We start from the raw sequence: 18,640 nt of genomic DNA on the forward strand, positions 1-18,640 counted from the left end.
GAGGTTGGCTAGATGGAATTAGGTTTTTGGATTGTTATAGGGATTGTTGCATTTATTTTAATCGCTCTAATTGGTGTTTTTATTACGAAGTATCGGACAGCTGGACCAGATGAAGCACTGATTGTTACTGGTAGTTTCTTAGGAAATGGAAATGTTCATGTAGATGAATCAGGGAATAAAATCAAAATCATCCGCGGTGGAGGCAGCTTCATTTTACCAGTGTTCCAACAAGCAAAGCCGCTAAGCTTGCTATCTAGTAAGCTAGAGGTAACGACACCTGAAGTATATACAGAGCAAGGTGTACCAGTTATGGCGGATGGTGTTGCCATTATTAAAATTGGCGGATCCATTAGTGAAATTGCCACTGCAGCAGAACAGTTTCTTGGTAAAGCGAAAGAGGACCGCGAAAATGAAGCAAGGGAAGTTCTAGAAGGTCATTTACGATCGATACTCGGTTCGATGACAGTAGAGGAAATATATAAAAACCGTGATAAATTCTCGCAAGAAGTTCAACGGGTTGCCTCTCAGGACCTGGCGAAAATGGGTTTAGTTATTGTTTCCTTTACGATTAGGGATGTTCGTGATAAAAACGGATACCTGGAGTCCCTTGGTAAACCGCGTATTGCCCAAGTGAAACGGGATGCAGATATTGCTACAGCAGAAGCAGACAAAGAAACAAGAATTAAAAAAGCCGAAGCGGCAAAAGAAGCCAAGCGTTCTGAATTAGAACGGGCAACTGAAATTGCTGAGGCGGAGAAAGTGAATCAGCTGAAGGTTGCCGAATTCCGTCGTGAACAAGATAGTGCGAAAGCACGGGCTGACATGGCATATGAATTGGAAAGTGCAAGGGCGAAGCAGGAAGTAACCGAGCAGGAAATGCAAGTTAAAATTATCGAAAGACAAAAGCAGATTGAACTTGAAGAAAAAGAAATTCTGCGCCGTGAACGTCAGTACGATTCTGAAGTAAAGAAAAAAGCCGATGCGGACAGATACTCCGTTGAGCAGGCAGCAGCAGCAAACAAAGCAAAACAAATTGCTGATGCAGAAGCGAACAAGTACCGTATTGAAGCCATGGCAAAAGCGGAAGCAGAACGGGTTCGCTTAGATGGTTTGTCCAAAGCGGAAGCACAAAAGGCCCAAGGTACAGCCGAGGCAGAAATCATTCGTCTGAAAGGGTTAGCAGAAGCGGAAGCGAAGGAAAAGATTGCAGAAGCGTTCGAGCAATTTGGTCAAGCGGCAATCTTAGATATGATTATCAAAATGCTTCCTGAATATGCGAAGCAGGTAGCAAGCCCGCTTGCAAATATTGATAAAATTACCGTAGTAGATACCGGTGGTTCAGGTGAGAATGGCGGAGCCAATAAAATTACCGGCTATGCAACAAATCTCATGGCAACTCTTCAAGAGTCGTTAAAGGCTTCTAGTGGAATTGACGTTAAAGAATTAATTGAGAACTACTCTGGAAAAGGGAATGTAAAGCGAAGTATTGAAGAACTGACAGACACTATGAAAAAAGCAGAATAATAGTAAGAAAATCCTTATCAAAACTTGATAGGGGTTTTTTTGATCAAAAAAATAGGATACCGCTTGGGCACCCGTATGTAAAAAAGAGAGATTAAAATTTGGGAGAGCAAGTTGGTTAATACCATGTAAAAACCTAAGAGAGATTATGACCTCTTTCATTGCTACAGGTACATCTTATCGATAAATATTGTAGATGTTATGAAGAACTTGTGATGAATTTGTGAAGATGAAAAAAGCCATTCCCCGACATGATATATTATAGTGAAGGGGAGTGATTACGATGAAAATACTGCTCGTTGATGATGAAAAAAGAATTATAGAAGTCCTCGAAGCCTATCTCGAGAGAGAAGGCTATGAAATTCATTGTGCGGATAACGGAATTGATGCTTTGAAAAAGGCGAAAACAATAAATCCAGATTTGATTATATTAGATTTAATGCTTCCGGATATATCTGGCGAAGAGGTATGCCGGTTAGTTAGAAAGGAATCAGATGTTCCAATCCTAATGCTGACAGCAAAATCCGCGGAAGATGATCGCATTAACGGGATTGTTATGGGTGCAGATGATTATTTAACGAAGCCGTTTAGCCCGCGGGAAGTGGTTGTACGGGTCCAAGCTATTCTAAGAAGAGTAAAGAAAACAGAAAAAGTAGAACGAATTGAGTTTAATCATAAACAACTGGCAATTGACCTAAGTAAAAAGGAAGTAACCGTTAAAGGGCAGGATGTTATTTTGACGCCGATTGAATATAAGCTGCTAACCAATATGGCACTTAATCCGGGAAGGGTATACAGCCGGATGGACTTACTCGAAAAAATTCAGGATGAAGGAATGTATTACGAAGGCTACGAGCGCAGTGTCGATACACATATCAAAAATCTTCGAAAAAAAATCGAATTAGATTCAAGACAGCCAACGTTTATCCTGACCGTATTTGGCATGGGTTATAAATTTGGAGGGGTACTAGATGTTTCAAACACTGCGGTCTAGAATTCTCTTTTATTTATTACTAAGCTCGATGATCGGGATCCTCTTTGTCAGCTTTTTTATGCAGTGGGGATTTGAGGAGAGCTTTACGAAATATCTAGATCGTAACAGAGAAAAAAAGATTGATAGAATCATTACAGAGATTGAAAAGGGCTATCAGAAAAATGGCCATTTTACGAGAGATCCAGTTTTTGGCTTTCTCCATGAGCATGCGATGACTGATCAGCTTTACTTCGATTTGTATGATAACCGTGGTCAACTGCAAATGGGGACCTCTAATATTGTAGGCTATTTAAACAGTCTTGGGTTGACCGAACCGGAACCCAATGATGAGGAGTGGCATTCTGCTTCCTATACGCTGAGAGCAAATAATAAAGTGATTGGTAAATTAGTAGTCATTTACCCAATAGGCTTAATTGATGATGAGTATAATTTTTTACAAACGATTCAGTTATACATTTATGCGGCCGTTTGTTTGACGATACTGTTATCGATTCTATTTAGTATGTTATTTTCAAAAAAATTAATCTCTGGATTAAATAAAGTTTCCTTTGCCGCAAATGAGCTCCAGCAGCATAATCTTTCTATCCGAATTCCTCTGACTGGGTTACCTACAGAGGTAAAGCAGCTAGCGATTTCCTTTAATAATCTAGCAGAATCATTGGCAAAGGGGGAAATGTTAAGAAAACAATTTACGGGTGATTTAGCCCATGAACTCCGGACACCACTGGCTACTTTAAGAAGTCAAATTGAAGCCTACCAGGATGGAATATGGGAGCCCACACCAGCACGATTACAATCCAGTCATGAAGAGCTGATGCGACTAGTAAGGCTAGTGAATGAACTTGAAAAGCTGCTTGCTGCCGAAAATCCACAAATTAAATTGGAAAAAGTAGAAGTAGAGGCTGGCGGTGTACTAGCCGCATTATGGGAAATGTTTGTACCACTGTTTAAGCAGAAGGGTGTGCATCTTCATATCGAAGAGCCTGATCAAGAGCTCATTTTCCCAGCTGATAAAGACCGCTTAATGCAAATTCTCTCTAATGTACTAAACAATGCCCTAAAGTATACGCCAGAAGGAAAGAATGTAACGATATCTATATTAACTGAAAAAGAAGGATGCGTTGGTTTTAAAATAGAGGATGAAGGTTCTGGTATGGCGGAGGATGATATTCCCCATATTTTTGAACGCTTTTACCGTGGTGATAAGTCGCGTGATCGAAAAACAGGAGGCGCTGGAATTGGCCTTTCGATTGTGAAAGCCTTAATGGAAGCTCATAAAGGAATGATTATAGTAAAAAGCCGAATTAATAAGGGTACAAGCATCATTTTATGGTTTCCGGTAGAAGATGATTAAAAAAAGCGGAAGCGCCTAAGCTGAAGCTAGACAAAGCGGCCGCTATCTCATTAGGGATAGCGGCTTTTCCTGTTTGAAGCTCATTGGATAAAACTTCTTCCATTCATTAAGAAAGGGAGAAGTGGCCGAATTGGGATGTTCTAAAACCCTTTGAGTAGGTCCATATTGCTTTACTTCACCATTCACAATAATTGCAAGGTGATTCGTTAGATAATTGATTTCCATCAAATCATGACTTACGAAAACGGTGGTCGTTTCCGCACTATTGATAATCGCTTTAAAATCATCCATCAATTTTATTTTGGTTGGAAAGTCCAATGCCGAAAAGGGTTCATCAAGAAAAAGAATTTCTGGTTCAACAATCATGGCACGTGCGAGGTTGACCCGTTGTGCCTCACCGCCTGAAAGGAAATGGGCATTTTTTTTCGCAAGATGGCTGATTTGAAACTGCTCCATCCAAACATTTACTCTCTCTTTGATTACTGATTTTGGTACTTTTCTTAGCTTTAAGCCAATCGCAATATTTTGAAAAACAGTACCTTCTAAAAGTAGTGATTGCTGCAAGGCAACTGAGAATTTTCTCCGCAGGTCAAGGGAGGGTATTCCATTAGCTATTTCCTGCCCGCGGTAGAGAATTTCACCACGATTTGGGCTGTCAAGCAAAGCCATTACTTTTAGCAATGTACTTTTCCCTGCACCATTTGGCCCTATGATTCCAACGAAATCACCATCTTGAATCTGAAAATCAGGGATGGAGAGGATGTTTCTATTATGGGCTTGATAGGTAATGTTTTTAAGCTCAATCAATGGATTCATGATACTCGCTTCCTTTGCTGCAGAAGTGTTAAGGCCGCTGTTATCAATAAAGCAACCGTCAATAATATGAAGGAAATCGCAAGGGCTACATCGAAATTTCCCTTTGAAACTTCCATTACAATCGAAGTGGTTAAAATACGCGTATCGCCTTGAATATTTCCACCTACCATCATTGCAGCACCAACCTCAGCGATTACCCGGCCGAATCCTGCCATTACGCTTGCGACAATGGCAATTTTGGTTTGTTTTAAGAGAATCAGGATGGTTTGTATCTTGGTTGCACCCAAAGCTTTTATTTGTAAAAGCATTTTTTCATTGATTTGTTGAAAGGCGGAGCTCGTTAAACCTGTTACGATTGGTAATGAAACCAGCACTTGTGCCATGACGATTGCTGTTGGGGAATACAGCAACTGTAAATGACCAAGAGGACCAGAGCGCCATAAAAGCATGGAAATCCATAATCCGGCCACCACGGGGGGAAGCCCCATACCGATATTGATGAATGTAAGGATGATTTTTCTGCCTTTAAATCGGGTCAGCCCAAGTAACATCCCAAGAGGCAAACCAATAAGGGAACTAATAAAGATGGCCATAAAACAAACTCTTAGAGTCAGCCAAGTGATTTCGAAAATCTCTCGATCGCCAGTGAGAATCATCTCTATCGCTTTTCTGAAGCCATCAATAATCAGTTCCATACCATTGCACCCTTTCGTTTGTCCTATTCAGTGTATTTAAAGAATAATGATTGTCCGTAATCTTTCTTACCAAAGCTTTCAATAACATCCTGAGTTTCACTACTAACCATAAAGTCTACAAATTTTTCGGCGTCCTTACTGTTAACCATATCGTGTTTTTCCGGATTTACCTGCATTACATGGTAAATATTCTTTAAGTCTTTGCCGCCCTCAACAACGATTTGGAGATTTGTTAAATTCTTTTCTTGTGCTAACCATGTGGCACGGTCAGTCAAAATATAACCATTCTTCTCATTAGCAATTTGTAATGAAGCACCCATACCTTGACCAGTTGAAATATAAGTGTCGCCAGCAGGCTGGATATTCACTGCTGTCCATATTCCTAGTTCTTTTTTATGTGTACCAGAATCATCGCCACGAGTTACAAAATTGGCTTTACTCTCAGAGATTGTTTTGAATGCTGCGTTAATGTCCTCGCCGTTTACACTCGCTGGGTTATCTTTGGGCCCGACTAAAATAAAATCATTGTACATCACTCGTTTACGATTAATTGCGTCACCGCTTGTAACTAGTTCTTCCTCCGATTTAGGAGCATGAACTAAAAGGACATCAGCTTCACCTTTTGTGCCCATTTCTAATGCTTGTCCTGTACCAACTGCAATTGTTTTTACTTTTACATTGTTTTCTTCTTCAAAGATTGGAAGTAAAACATTTAATAAGCCGCTGTCCTGTGTACTAGTAGTAGTCGCTAAAATTAAATCAGTTGGTTCTGCCTTTTTCTCTTTTGCATCAGCTTGGTCAGTGTTGGTAGTACCACAAGCTGCTAGGAAAAGGAGCATGAATACAAATAGTGTAGCAAGCAAACGTTTACTTAACATTTTGTTTCCTCCAGTTTACTAGTTTGATAGATGATAGTACCTAAATCTTGAATATCATATCCTTCTAAATCGGTTAAGCTGCTTTTAAATCCAGGGGACTGAAGATAATGTATGAGATCTGTAAGTTTCTGTTTGTTTTCATTGGTAAAACGGAACACAAGATCAAACTGTTCCTTAGCAACAGGTATGAAATCGAGTCCTAAATGGCTTGCGGCAGATTGAATTCCAAACGCAACGTCTGCCATTCCTCTGCTTATATAAGAGGCTGTCGATAAGTGGTTCCATTCTTCCGTTGAATAACCATTTATTTCTGTGGGGGCAATCCCGTTCTTTGACAGCATTGAATCAAAAAGAAATCTAGTCCCAGCGCCTTTTTGACGATTAACAAACTGAACATTTTTTTGAACCAGGTCATTAAAGTCATAGATACCTTTTGGATTTCCCTTTCCTACGATAAAGCCTTGCTCCCTTGAGACAAATCGAACAACCGAGATAGACTCATGTACAAAGAGCTGATGAATAAAAGGTAAATTGTATTCCTGTGAAGCCGGATCTAAGAGATGGATTGCTGCGATATCTGATTGACCACGGTACAGCATCATCAATCCTTCAAGACTGCCTATGTAAGTGGGCTGGATTTGCTGCTGTAAATCTTTTGAGGTTTGTTTTACAAAATGCTCTACAAGAAAGTCATGACTGCCGGATAGCCGGATTGGTAATGAAGCATGTGTATCCATCTGCTCAACCTGTATTTTTTTCACAGGGGCTTTTGTACTTTCTTTATATCTTTCAATCTCTGACTGCTCGATTCTCATTTTGTTGCCGACCTTAAAGGCTTGTAATTCACCTCGCTTAATCAGTTCATAAACCGTATGTTTTGAGATTTGGAATAGTTGAGCCACCTCATCAGGTGTGTAAGCCTTTCCATCCATCCGTATGCCACCTCTCTATCAACAAATAAAATATAATACAAATATACTATGATTTGTGTGAGTTTTGTTAAGTTTCGTTAAGTTTTGTTATGTTGTATTTAAAATTGACACGTTTTGTTCACGTGAAATCGAAGTGTTCACACTAAATTCATAAACTTCACTTTTTGTTCATCAGTGAACAATGAAGTATGTTGTACTATAGAAATAGATGAAATTTTATATAAAAGGGATGGGGATCAGATGGCAAAACTTCTATATATTACCGTTAACCCAAAAAATGATATAAAGCTTTCTAAAGGTATGCAGCTAGGTGAGGCCTTTTTAGAAGAATTTAAACAACAAAAGCCTGATATTGAAATAGAACATATGCATTTATACGATATGGATATCCCGCAAATTGATATGGATTTGTTATATGCACGTGCTAAATTATCCTTCATGGGCAAGACCTTTGATGAATTAACCGAAGGTGAGCAAATACAAATTACTGCTATGCATGCACTGGCTGACCGCTTTATTGCAGCGGATTATTATGTATTTGTAACACCAATTTGGAATTTTGGTTCACCAGCTATTTTAAAAGCTTTCCTGGATAATTTATTTATCGTGAACAAAACATTTGTTAATACACATGAGGGAGCAAAAGGGCTGCTCACAAACCGAAAAGCACTTCATATTCAAACGCGAGGCGGTATTTACTCAACGGGACCAATGGTTGACTTTGAATTCGGTGATCGTTTCTTAACAAAAGTACTTGGCTTCTTAGGAATGGAAGTCATGCCAACGGTGTTCGCTGAAGGGATGGATCACTTTCCAAAGCAAGTACCAGAAATTATGGCAAAGGCAAAAGAAAAAGTCATCGAAGCAGCAAGAGAAATGGCAAAAGAAACAGTTATAGTATAATATAATAAAAAAATGCGACTCGAATTTCGAGCCGCATTTTTTACGCTAGAACTTTCCTGTAAATTGAAAAAATAACACCGCAAAACCTAGAACCCAGACATAAATAGCGAACGGTTTTAAAGAATGTTTCTTTAAAAATCCAATCATCCACTTCACTGCAACATATCCGAATAATGCAGAAGAGGCAATACCAACAATTAACGCAGATAGAGAGATTTCCTCGCCTGCACCTCCGAATAAATCCAATGATTGCAGCACAACAGCCCCCGCAATAGCAGGTGTAGATAAGAGAAAAGAAAAGTATGCTGCCGTTTCGCGATCTAGCTTCCTCCATAATGCAGCCACAATCGTGAACCCTGAGCGAGAAATAGCAGGGAAAATAGCCGCTGCTTGAAAGGAGCCAATGATTAGGGCATCGGTATAACTAATATCATCCATTTTCTTATAGCCATTTTTTGCGGAATCAGCAATCCATAGAAATAATCCAGTGACTAAAAATTCCCAGCCAATCGTAACTCCGGTCTTCGATATTTCCTCAAAATAGTCTTTAAAAAGCAAACCAATCACGACAGCAGGAATGGTTCCGACGATTAATAGAAAGGTGAGTTTGCTAAAGGGATTTTTAATAATCTTAACAAACTCGTCCTTATAGAAGACAAAAACGGCGAGCAGGGTACCAACATGAAGCATGGTATCGAGTAATAAACCAGCTTCTTGTAAACCAAATAAATTCCTTCCTAAATATAAATGTCCTGTAGAGCTAATGGGTAAAAATTCAGTTAATCCTTGGATAATTCCTAATATGAGTGCTTCTAATTTGCTTAACATATTTAACCTCTCTTTCTGCACCATAAGAGCCTGTACATAGTAAAGATATGCACGTCCTTCAACAAATAAGCAAGAAATTTTTACTGTTCTAAACTGGTCTGTTGATTTCCGCTCCAGGCACTTCGCTTTCCGCGGGCGTGCCGGGGAGCCTCCTCGTCGCTAAAGCGCCTGTGGGGTCTCCCCAGCCCCGTACTCCCGCAGGAGTCTTCGTGCCTTCCGCTCCAATCAACAGAGTGCATATATTAGGAATTAGCTTGTATTAAGCCAAATTTTTATGTATTACCAAGGCAAAAATAGTGCAAAAGGGGTGAAATCTCCCATAAAATAGAAGTAAGTATTTTGGAGAGGAGCTGCACTTTTGAAAAATCACCATCTACATTTCAATACATCTATCGGAGTGAAGAAACCAGAAAGTATCAGAAATAAACAGCAACCGTGCCCTTTTTGTGCGCGGGAAGAGTTGATCGATCTCATTGAAGTGGATGGACCAATTATACTTTTGAAAAATAAATATCCTGTTCTAGAAAATGCCTACCAAACGGTTTTGATTGAAACAGATGATTGTCATGGTGAATTATCTACCTATGAGCTTTCCTTTCTCCATCGACTCTTACAGTTTGCGATAAGAAATTGGCTTGATTTAGATAAAATCGGAAATTATGAATCGGTCATTTTTTTCAAAAATCATGGTCCATTGTCTGGGGGGACCATCGCGCATCCTCATATGCAGATTATTGGCCTAAATGATATTAACTATAAGGAGAACATATCTGAAGAAGTGTTTGAGGGGATTACTATAGAAGAAAGAGATGGGGTCACATTTACTTTGTCGACAAAGCCGAAGGTAGGCTTTTATGAATTTAATATTGATATGGATGACTCTAGTTATAATGAAACCTTTGGAGTTTATCTTCAAAAAGCAGTACATTATATTCTTAACAACTTTCCATTTAAAGCAAGCAGTTACAATCTTTTCTTTCACCATTATAATAGAAGAATATACGTGAAAATTGTTCCTCGATTCGTAACCACTCCACTTTATATCGGCTATGGGATTCCCCAGGTGCCGAATAATTTACATTGGATGGCCGATGATATTAAAAGTAAATATTTTACAAAAGGAAGCCGCCAAATCTAGAAGCTTCCTTTTCCTTTTGTAGTAATTTAACCCATTCACACTTTAAACGTTGTACTTTGTCGATTAAAAAAATATAATGAGATAATGTACAAGTTCCTTTTTGAAGCTTTGTTATAAAGGAGTGTGAATGATGACATCATCTAAAAATACAACTTCAAAACTTGATTATAGTCTTGTTTTTATTTTACTTTTATTATTTTTGGCCAGCTGCTTATCGATTTATAGTGCGCAGGCAAGCGGTCAATATGACAGTAACTTCCTTATAAAGCAAATTATCTTTTATGGAATTGGCTGCGGAATTATTGCTGCCGTCATTAGGCTCGACTCCGACCAATTAAAAAAGTTGGCTTGGTATGCTTACGGTGTAGGAATAATGTTGTTGGTTTTTTTAATCATAGCGCCAGAAAGCATTGCACCTGTAATCAATGGGGCAAAAAACTGGTTTAAGGTCCCTGGAATCGGGTCACTTCAGCCGTCAGAGTTTGTCAAAATCTTTATTATCGTAGCCCTAGCAAAAGTAATTGAGGATCATCACCAAAAGAATCCAGTTAAAACAATCTCCTCTGACTTTTGGCTATTAATAAAGCTTGGAATCGTCACGATGGTCCCATTAATCCTAATTATTAAGCAAGACTTAGGAACTTCGCTCGTATTTATCGCTATTCTATTAGGGATGATTTTTATTTCCGGCATTACATGGAAATTACTAGTTCCAATCTTTTCAGTTGGAACGGCACTTATTTCGGTTATTTTTTATTTTGTATTGTTGAAGCCAGAAGTTCTTGAAAAATATTTGGGTGTGAAGCAGTATCAATTTAGTCGTATCTACTCTTGGCTGGATCCTTATAATTTTCAAAGCTCAGCAGGGTACCAGCTGACACGATCACTCTTAGCCATTGGCTCAGGACAAACAGGTGGTAAAGGGTACGGGAATAGAGAAGTATATTTACCTGAAAGCCATACTGATTTTATCTTTAGTGTTGTTGGCGAGGAGTATGGTTTTATTGGTGCGAGTGTGCTCGTAAGTTTATTTTTCTTGCTGATTTATCATATTACCAAGGTTGGTATGGAGACGAAGAACAATTTTTATACGTACATTTGCGTGGGAGTTATCAGCATGATTACCTTCCATGTCTTCCAAAATATCGGGATGACGATAGGAGTACTGCCGATTACGGGTATTCCATTACCGTTTATCAGCTATGGAGGAAGTTCATTAATGGGGAATATGCTTGGGTTGGGATTAATCTTCTCAATCAGATACCATTATAAAAAATACATGTTTTCAACAACTGATTAATAAGAAGTGAAAAACGCCTCATTGGCGTTTTTTTATTTGCATAGAAACGGCATAGTAGTATTTGTTCGCTAGAACAGCATAAGGATAAAAAAGAACGAGGTCATGGCAGCCTCGTTCTTTTTTCATTCTATTCTATTCTATTGGAGAAGTATTCTTTTACTTTTCTAGCATGATTTTTTCAAGATCATCAAGCATGATGTTTGCAGCAAGGACGCCGCCCGCAGTATTCCAAGTAGCATCACTAACTTCATAGGCTTTTCCATTTTTTACGGCATTTAAATTTTTCCAAAGTGGATCATTTGTCCATTCTTTTGCTGTATCAAGCGCTGCTTGATCACCATTTGGAGCATATGTGAAATAGAAAAGGATGTCACCGTCCATTTTCGGAATAACTTCTTTTCCAACTTCGATAGCAAGGTTACCCAGTTTGTTATCAGGAGTAAAAAGCTCTGCCTGTTGCGAAGCGCGTTTTAGACCAACTTGATCAAATATAATACCAGAGAAAGAATCAGTATAATAGATACGAGACTTTCCAGCCATAAAACGGACAACCGATACTTCTTGATTTACTTTATCACCAAGTTTCTCTTTCAAGTCTGCAACGTGATTATCAAAATCAGTAAGTACTTCGTTCCCTTTTTCTTCTAGGTTTAAAGCTTTTGCATATAGTTTAAAGTTTTCTTTCCAATCACCTCTAAGGGTTTCGGAAAAAACAGTAGGAGCAATTGCACTTAATTGGCTGTAAACAGCTTCTTGACGAAGCTTGTTTCCGATAATTAAATCAGGTTTAAGTGTAGCGATTTTTTCTAAATTCACTTCACTCTCAACGCCAACAACTTCAACACCGTCCATATCCTCTTTAATATGATCATACCACGGATCTCCAAGCCAAGATTGAACAGCACCAACTGGCTTAATTCCAAGTGCAAGTAAAGCTTCAGTACCTTCATTGGTTAAAATAACAACTTTTTTAGGTGTTTTATCTAATGTTGTGGACCCCATTGCATGTTCTACCGTATAGCTAGTGTCCTGTGTTTTAGTGTCATCATCATTTTGTGTGGCCGGTTTTTCTTCCGTATTACCGCAGGCAGCAAGAAGGAAAAGAGCAATTAATGAAATGACTGCAAATAAATTTTTAAAACCTTTCATCTTATGTAACCCCCAAATAATCTTATTGTTAATGATAATCATTTTCATTTACAAAATTATCATAAAACGTTTTCTCTAGCCTGTCAATCACCAAATTGAAAATGATTATCAACTCATTGACAGTTTTCCACTATTCAAATAGACTGATACATGAAAATACTGATATACAAGCGTTTTATATATAAATAGATTAGAAGGGATTAACGATATGCTGCTAAAACAAACTGGCCAAAGGTGGGCTGGACTTTTTATTGCTATTATTATATTGCTTCTCTTAATGGCAGCAAGTATTGTCTACGGATATACAGATACGACATGGAAAATGGCTATAGAGGCCTTAACCAATTTTAATGGTTCTAATGAACATATTGTTATTCAATCTGTTAGAATCCCACGTGCATTTATTGCCGCAGCGGTGGGGGCAAGTTTAGCGATTTCAGGTGTCTTAATGCAGACAGTAACGAAAAATCCTCTAGCATCCCCGGATATCTTTGGTGTAAATGCCGGAGCTGGGGTTGCTGTTGTTATAGCTGTAACCGTCTTTAGTGTTGGAAGTCTTCAACTGTTTACTTGGTTATCCTTTTTTGGTGCAGCTGTAGCTGCAATAAGTGTCTATGCAATTGGGTCAGTCGGAAGAGAAGGGTTGACCCCGATGAAACTGACTCTAGCGGGTGCTGCAATGACAGCATTATTTGCCTCTTTTACACAAGGAATACTTGTCCTAAATGAAGCAGCCTTGGAGCAAGTATTATTTTGGCTTGCGGGATCAGTGGCAGGGAGAAGCCTTAATAATTTAATAGCTGTACTTCCTTATTTAATTGGAGGCTGGATTATTTCGTTGATTATTGCAACAAAAATGAATGTCTTATCCATGGGGGAGGATGTAGCCAAAGGTCTTGGTTTAAACACAGCTCTATTAAAAATTACGATTGGAATAGTGGTAATCCTCCTTTCAGGTGGTGCAGTTGCTGTTGCAGGACCAATTGGATTTATTGGTATTGTCGTTCCACATCTTACCCGTTCTATAGTGGGAATAGATCATCGCTGGGTAATCCCATTTTCAGGCCTTTTAGGAGGAGTGCTTTTACTGGCAGCGGATATCGCCTCCCGATATATTTTAATGCCTCAGGAAGTCCCAGTCGGCGTTATGACGGCGATTATTGGAACCCCATTTTTCATTTATATTGCTAGAAAGGGGTTCAATGGGCGATGAGTAAATACAAAATCTTTAGAATCAAACAAGGGAAGGTCTCTTATTTAATTGATAAAAAAGCATTATTTGTGTTTATCGGATTGTTACTTGGAACCGCAGCTGTTTTTGTTATAAGTACAGGGTTGGGAGAAATGAAGATAAGCCCTTTAAATGTATTGAAGGTATTTTTTGGCGGAGGGTCTGAAATGGAGGCCCTTGTCATTCAATCGTTCCGATTACCAAGAATCATTGTTGCCTTGATGGCGGGGATGGGATTGGCAGTAGCAGGGGGGATTTTGCAAGGTATGATACGAAACCCCCTAGCCTCCCCTGATATCTTAGGGATTACCGGCGGTGCATCGGTAGCGGTTGTAGGTTTCTTGGCTATTTTTAGTGATAAAAATCATGTATTAACGGTAAGTATTCATTGGCTGCCCTTAGCCGCATTTATCGGTGCAGCAGTCGTGGCATTTCTCGTTTATACTTTGGCATGGAAAAATGGGGTTTCTCCTATTAGACTAATTTTAATTGGCATAGGATTGATGAGCTTAACGAAAGCTCTGACTACCTTTATGATGGTGTTAGGTCCAATTTATCAAGCAAGCCAGGCGAACATATGGATTACGGGTACCGTCTACGGTTCCACTTGGAAAAATGTAGGTGCCCTAGTTCCATGGATAATCGTACTGATTATTATTGCATTCATCTATTCAAGAAATGTGAACATTCAGGAACTTGGTGATGAAGTAGCAACAGGCCTTGGTGGACGGGTGCAAAAACAACGCTTGGTTTTAATGCTGCTAAGTACTGGCTTGGTTGGGGGTTCAGTAGCTTTCGCTGGAGGGATCGGTTTTGTGGGCTTAATGGCGCCGCATATGGCCAGGAGATTAGTGGGTTCTGCTTTTGGTGCGTTGCTGCCTGTATCAGCACTCCTAGGTGGTATTTTGGTAATGCTTGCAGATTTAGTTGGGCGAACATTATTTTCACCATTAGAAATTCCTGCAGGGGTTTTTACGGCAAGTATAGGGGCACCATACTTTATCTATCTTTTATTTAAGACGAGAAATACTTAGTTTTCATATAAGAGAAGCCATTTCTTTTGAATTGGCTTCTCTTTTTTTTACGCAAATACACTTTGTGACACAGTCGTAAATACAAATGAAAATGATTTTCATACTCATTGACAATCATTATCAATTAATTATAAACTTAATAATGAAGAGAATATTAATACTATATAAGACGTAAATACAACCCGCTATAGGGTCTAATTCATATACTAAAAACAAGCCTAATAAACATAAACTTGATTGATTTAAAAAGGAGATGGCAAATGATGAATGCGATTGAAACGAAAAATTTATCACTTTCATACGGGGATACACTCATCATTGATGAATTAAATTTAAAAATTCCTAAAGGTGAAATTTCCGTTTTTATTGGGGCGAATGGCTGCGGAAAGTCTACTCTCCTTCGTTCAATCGCGCGTCTTCTTAAGCCGAAATCTGGTGCTGTTATTTTGGAAGGAGAAGCAATTTCAAAGCTTTCCACGAAAGAAGTGGCAAAGAAAATGGCGATTTTGCCACAGTCACCAACAGCACCAGAAGGGTTGACGGTTTTGCAGCTAGTTAAACAAGGGCGCTATCCACATCAATCATGGTTAAAGCAATGGTCAGAAGAAGATGAGAAAAAGGTCAATGACGCCTTAAAGGCTACAAGGCTAGAGGATTTAAAGGAAAGACCTGTTGATTCTCTTTCAGGCGGTCAGAGGCAGCGTGCCTGGATTGCGATGACGTTGGCCCAGGATACGGATGTTATACTTTTAGATGAGCCCACCACTTATTTGGATATGACACACCAAATCGAGATTCTTGACCTTCTATTCGAATTAAATGAAAAGAAAAAGAGAACGGTTGTGATGGTCCTGCATGATCTGAATCTAGCCTGCCGATATGCACATAATATTGTTGCATTAAAAGATCAGAAGGTGTATGACCAAGGTAGGCCAGAGTATGTAATCAACCGCAATCTTGTTAAAAATGTATTTGGCATGGAATGTGAAGTAACATTGGATCCTTTATTCGGAACACCGCTATGTATTCCTTATGGAAAAGGAAGACGTATTCTCCAAAAGGCGGCTGTGTCCCATGGGTAATATTCTTGCAGAAAATGATTTGAGTCTTTTACAGAAATATAGGCTCCAATTAGAAACTGGCCTATCATTTAATGTTGCAAAACTACTGGATACGTCTTTTGCATTCGACTTCATGAGGAATTTAGCGTATTCAATCGGTTCGCCTTCCGAAAGAGCGGCAACCTCCATTTTTATAAAGAGATATGCATTTATTGCCGTTATTTCTCTTTTTGCCATGACGACCGCTAATAAGAAACTGAATTTATCCTTGGATAATATTGAAATGGAGGAAGCTGAACGTGGTAAAGACTGGCTGCCGATGATTTCGCTAAAGGATCAATCTATAGAGGAATGGAATGGTGAAGACCGTAATGAGTGGAGGAAGGGTGTTTACCGCGACCTTTTTGCACACAATATCTACCCTATTATTGAGCATTTTGAAAAAACGTTCAAGGTTTCAAAACTCATCCTGTGGGAAAATATCGCCGTCTATCTATTCTGGCTATATGAGACAGAATTAAATGAAATAGAAAACCCAAATGTTCAAAGTGACTTCAAATTCTTAATTAAGGAAGCAGAGGGTAATCTGTTTGGTAATTACCATCTTAATCCTATTCAAAAATACTATTCAGTGAAGCATTCTCAAGATGAGATAAGGATGAGAAAAACATGTTGTTTTACCTATCAGCTTGGGACCAAAAGATGTAAAACATGCCCATGTACCCATATTGCAAAGGATGGAGTGTGCTACGATGGAGAAAGTTTTTGCGGAGCAGTTCCAAGCGTTACTTGAAAAGTATAGTGAGCTGCTGGTTGGCGAATCAAACGTGGAGACAACAGAAAAGGTAAAGGCATGGGCTCTGTATACTCATATTGCGAAGTCCATGCCAACCCTAGCGAAGCACTGGAATGAACTCTATCCGGAAGCTAAGGAAGAAATGAAATCAATCATTAATGAAATTAAACTGCTAAATGAACAGCATAGGCAATCTAAGTGATATACAAGAAAATGAATATTTATAGAATGTTTAGTCATTTCATCAGATGAGGTGGCTTTTTTCTATTGCATTTAAAGAAAACGCTTTCTTTTTTATATGCATAAAATATTCAAAAAAATGATAAAAAGGAGTTGTCAAAATTAAATATTCACAATATAATAAATTCAATGTTAGGTTAAGTGACATGAAAATAGGAGGAGAAATAACATGACTGAGGCTATACTTTCAAATGTAAAAGACGAATTTGCAATTATCGAAAAAATTAAAGAAGAAATAAATAAAAAAAATGTTGAACTTCTTCACTTACAGTTTGTAGATATCGAAGGTATTTTGAAACACGTAACGGTTACAAGTGAGCAATTGGAAGATGTAGTCGAAGGAAAAATCATGTTTGATGGCTCCTCAATTAAAGGATTTTCACCAATAAATAAATCTGATTTATACTTACAGCCAGATTTAACAACATTCTCCGTTTTACCATGGACAGTAGAAGAAGGATATTCAGAAGCACGTTTTCTATGTTCGGTTAAAAATCCAGATGGGTCTTGGTACGAAGGTGACACTAGAAATGTATTAAAGAAAACAGTGGAACGAGCTGCGGATAAAGGATACACCATTTCTGTAGGTCCAGAGCTTGAATTTTTCCTGTTTAAGACTGACGAAAACGGATATCCAACACAGGAACTTAGTGATAAAGCTGGTTATTTTGAACCGTCACCTAAAGACCTTGGAGAGCGTGTTCGATTAGAGATATACAGGGCGTTAAAGGCGATGGGTTTCGTTATTGAAGCGTCTCACCATGAAGTTGCTGAAGGACAGCATGAAATTAATTTTAAGTATGCAGATGCCCTAGGTGCAGCGGACCTTTCCACTACATATAAATGGGTTGTAAAAACAATAGCGAAGAAATATAACCTTCATGCTACCTTCATGCCTAAACCAGTTTTTGGGATAAATGGTTCCGGAATGCATGTCAACATGTCTTTCTTCAAAGGAAATGAAAATGCATTTTTTGATCCTGCTGATGATTTGCAACTATCGAATCAAGCGTATCAATTTATTGCAGGACTGCTGGAAAATGTTAAAAGTTTTACGGCGGTAACCAATCCGCTTGTAAACTCTTATAAGCGTTTAGTACCTGGATATGAAGCGCCTTGTTATATCGCATGGAGCGCATCAAACCGTTCAGCGTTAATTCGAATTCCGGCAAAAAAAGGGATGGCCACCCGTGTTGAATTGCGCTGTCCTGATCCGTCAGCAAATCCTTACTTAACCTTTGCAGTGATTGCAGCTGCTGGTTTAGATGGCATCGAACAAGAATTACAAGTACCGTTTCCAATCAATGAAGATATTTTCCATATGACTGAAGAGCGTCGCGGTGAACTAGGTATTGAAAGCCTTCCTGGCAGTCTAGCCGCTGCGGTAAAGGAATTAGAAGATGGAGAGATTGGACGTAAAACATTAGGGAACCATGTTTATGATGAGTTTGTAGCTGCAAAAAAAGCAGAATGGGATAGTTATCGTACAGCTGTTCATGCTTGGGAAATTGAAAATTATCAAGCAAAGTTTTAATATAACGAAGTCAAGCAGGCTGTCATTCAGCCTGCTTTTACAATTTCCTCAGCTATTTATTCAAGGTGTTTTTATTTTTTAAATTGATTATTTTGACTGTTCACTTTGTCTTTTTGTGACTGTTCCCCGCCAGGACCGGCGTTTCCTTGAACGCTAGCGGCGCTTACACCACTTTTAGATGGGTTTTTCTTCATTTTGCCCATGTATCATCACCTCGTTAATAGGATGCCCAATTT

At 38.8% G+C, this 18,640-nt stretch carries 19 protein-coding genes; 12 read left to right on the forward strand and 7 right to left on the reverse strand.

Annotated elements, in window-relative coordinates; genetic code table 11:
- Positions 1-12 precede the first annotated feature (12 nt).
- The 3 genes from QFZ31_RS25585 to QFZ31_RS25595 all read left to right on the forward strand — a co-directional run bounded on the left by QFZ31_RS25585 (position 13) and on the right by QFZ31_RS25595 (position 3,869).
- Complete coding sequence (locus QFZ31_RS25585) at positions 13-1,524, forward strand: flotillin family protein (protein ID WP_307308486.1); 1,512 nt, start codon at positions 13-15, stop codon at positions 1,522-1,524.
- A gap of 280 nt (positions 1,525-1,804) precedes the next feature.
- Entirely contained in the window at positions 1,805-2,515 is a 711-nt protein-coding gene (locus tag QFZ31_RS25590; protein ID WP_307308487.1) for a response regulator transcription factor, read from the forward strand.
- A complete protein-coding gene (locus QFZ31_RS25595; protein ID WP_307308489.1) occupies positions 2,493-3,869 on the forward strand; it encodes an ATP-binding protein in 1,377 nt (458 codons plus the stop codon). Before QFZ31_RS25590 ends, QFZ31_RS25595 begins: the two co-directional genes overlap by 23 nt.
- A gap of 42 nt (positions 3,870-3,911) precedes the next feature.
- Here QFZ31_RS25595 and QFZ31_RS25600 read toward each other — a convergent pair whose 3' ends face one another.
- Genes QFZ31_RS25600 through QFZ31_RS25615 form a run of 4 tightly spaced genes read right to left on the reverse strand, consistent with a single transcriptional unit; the run spans position 3,912 to position 7,190 of the window.
- Positions 3,912-4,685 (reverse strand): ABC transporter ATP-binding protein, encoded by a 774-nt coding sequence (locus tag QFZ31_RS25600; protein ID WP_307308491.1) that lies wholly within the window; start codon positions 4,683-4,685, stop codon positions 3,912-3,914.
- Entirely contained in the window at positions 4,682-5,380 is a 699-nt protein-coding gene (locus QFZ31_RS25605) for an ABC transporter permease (RefSeq protein ID WP_307308494.1), read from the reverse strand. The genes QFZ31_RS25600 and QFZ31_RS25605 overlap by 4 nt, the downstream gene beginning before the upstream one ends.
- Before the next feature lie 23 nt (positions 5,381-5,403).
- A complete protein-coding gene (locus QFZ31_RS25610) occupies positions 5,404-6,258 on the reverse strand; it encodes a substrate-binding domain-containing protein (protein ID WP_307308496.1) in 855 nt (284 codons plus the stop codon).
- Positions 6,252-7,190, reverse strand: a complete 939-nt coding sequence (locus QFZ31_RS25615; protein ID WP_307308499.1) for a helix-turn-helix transcriptional regulator — start codon at positions 7,188-7,190, stop codon at positions 6,252-6,254. The genes QFZ31_RS25610 and QFZ31_RS25615 overlap by 7 nt, the downstream gene beginning before the upstream one ends.
- Positions 7,191-7,430: 240 nt before the next feature.
- On the opposite strand from QFZ31_RS25615, the gene QFZ31_RS25620 reads away from it, so the two are divergent.
- On the forward strand, positions 7,431-8,093 hold the full coding sequence (locus tag QFZ31_RS25620; protein WP_307308501.1) for an FMN-dependent NADH-azoreductase: 663 nt from the start codon (positions 7,431-7,433) through the stop codon (positions 8,091-8,093).
- A gap of 45 nt (positions 8,094-8,138) precedes the next feature.
- Here the strand turns inward: QFZ31_RS25620 and QFZ31_RS25625 are convergent, their stop codons facing one another.
- The gene (locus QFZ31_RS25625) at positions 8,139-8,921 is read right to left on the reverse strand and encodes an undecaprenyl-diphosphate phosphatase (protein ID WP_306076008.1); all 783 of its coding nucleotides are present in this window, start codon (positions 8,919-8,921) and stop codon (positions 8,139-8,141) included.
- Between the two features lie 358 nt (positions 8,922-9,279).
- On the opposite strand from QFZ31_RS25625, the gene QFZ31_RS25630 reads away from it, so the two are divergent.
- On the forward strand, positions 9,280-10,059 hold the full coding sequence (locus QFZ31_RS25630) for a DUF4931 domain-containing protein (RefSeq protein WP_307308504.1): 780 nt from the start codon (positions 9,280-9,282) through the stop codon (positions 10,057-10,059).
- A 130-nt stretch (positions 10,060-10,189) separates the two neighbouring features.
- Positions 10,190-11,359, forward strand: coding sequence for an FtsW/RodA/SpoVE family cell cycle protein (locus tag QFZ31_RS25635; protein ID WP_307308506.1), 1,170 nt, complete (start codon positions 10,190-10,192; stop codon positions 11,357-11,359).
- A gap of 156 nt (positions 11,360-11,515) precedes the next feature.
- Here the strand turns inward: QFZ31_RS25635 and QFZ31_RS25640 are convergent, their stop codons facing one another.
- Positions 11,516-12,508, reverse strand: coding sequence for an ABC transporter substrate-binding protein (locus tag QFZ31_RS25640; RefSeq protein WP_307308509.1), 993 nt, complete (start codon positions 12,506-12,508; stop codon positions 11,516-11,518).
- 208 nt (positions 12,509-12,716) lie between these two features.
- Here QFZ31_RS25640 and QFZ31_RS25645 point away from each other — a divergent pair, with 208 nt between their 5' ends.
- From QFZ31_RS25645 to glnA, 6 genes are all read left to right on the forward strand, one after another.
- Positions 12,717-13,721, forward strand: a complete 1,005-nt coding sequence (locus tag QFZ31_RS25645) for a FecCD family ABC transporter permease (protein ID WP_307308512.1) — start codon at positions 12,717-12,719, stop codon at positions 13,719-13,721.
- A complete protein-coding gene (locus QFZ31_RS25650; protein WP_307308514.1) occupies positions 13,718-14,773 on the forward strand; it encodes a FecCD family ABC transporter permease in 1,056 nt (351 codons plus the stop codon). Before QFZ31_RS25645 ends, QFZ31_RS25650 begins: the two co-directional genes overlap by 4 nt.
- A gap of 263 nt (positions 14,774-15,036) precedes the next feature.
- Positions 15,037-15,855 carry an ABC transporter ATP-binding protein gene (locus QFZ31_RS25655; RefSeq protein WP_307311789.1) on the forward strand — a complete coding sequence of 273 codons (819 nt, stop codon included), beginning with the start codon at positions 15,037-15,039 and terminating at the stop codon, positions 15,853-15,855.
- Entirely contained in the window at positions 15,848-16,627 is a 780-nt protein-coding gene (gene fhuF / locus QFZ31_RS25660; RefSeq protein WP_307308517.1) for a siderophore-iron reductase FhuF, read from the forward strand. The genes QFZ31_RS25655 and fhuF overlap by 8 nt, the downstream gene beginning before the upstream one ends.
- Positions 16,587-16,832 carry a DUF2573 family protein gene (locus tag QFZ31_RS25665; RefSeq protein ID WP_307308519.1) on the forward strand — a complete coding sequence of 82 codons (246 nt, stop codon included), beginning with the start codon at positions 16,587-16,589 and terminating at the stop codon, positions 16,830-16,832. The genes fhuF and QFZ31_RS25665 overlap by 41 nt, the downstream gene beginning before the upstream one ends.
- A gap of 207 nt (positions 16,833-17,039) precedes the next feature.
- Complete coding sequence (gene glnA / locus QFZ31_RS25670) at positions 17,040-18,404, forward strand: type I glutamate--ammonia ligase (RefSeq protein WP_307308521.1); 1,365 nt, start codon at positions 17,040-17,042, stop codon at positions 18,402-18,404.
- Positions 18,405-18,475: 71 nt separating this feature from the next.
- Here the strand turns inward: glnA and QFZ31_RS25675 are convergent, their stop codons facing one another.
- Entirely contained in the window at positions 18,476-18,607 is a 132-nt protein-coding gene (locus QFZ31_RS25675; protein ID WP_307308524.1) for a YuzL family protein, read from the reverse strand.
- Positions 18,608-18,640 lie beyond the last annotated feature (33 nt).

The sequence above is a fragment of the Neobacillus niacini genome (genome assembly GCF_030817595.1).
GTDB classification, from domain to species: domain Bacteria; phylum Bacillota; class Bacilli; order Bacillales; family Cytobacillaceae; genus Neobacillus; species Neobacillus niacini_G.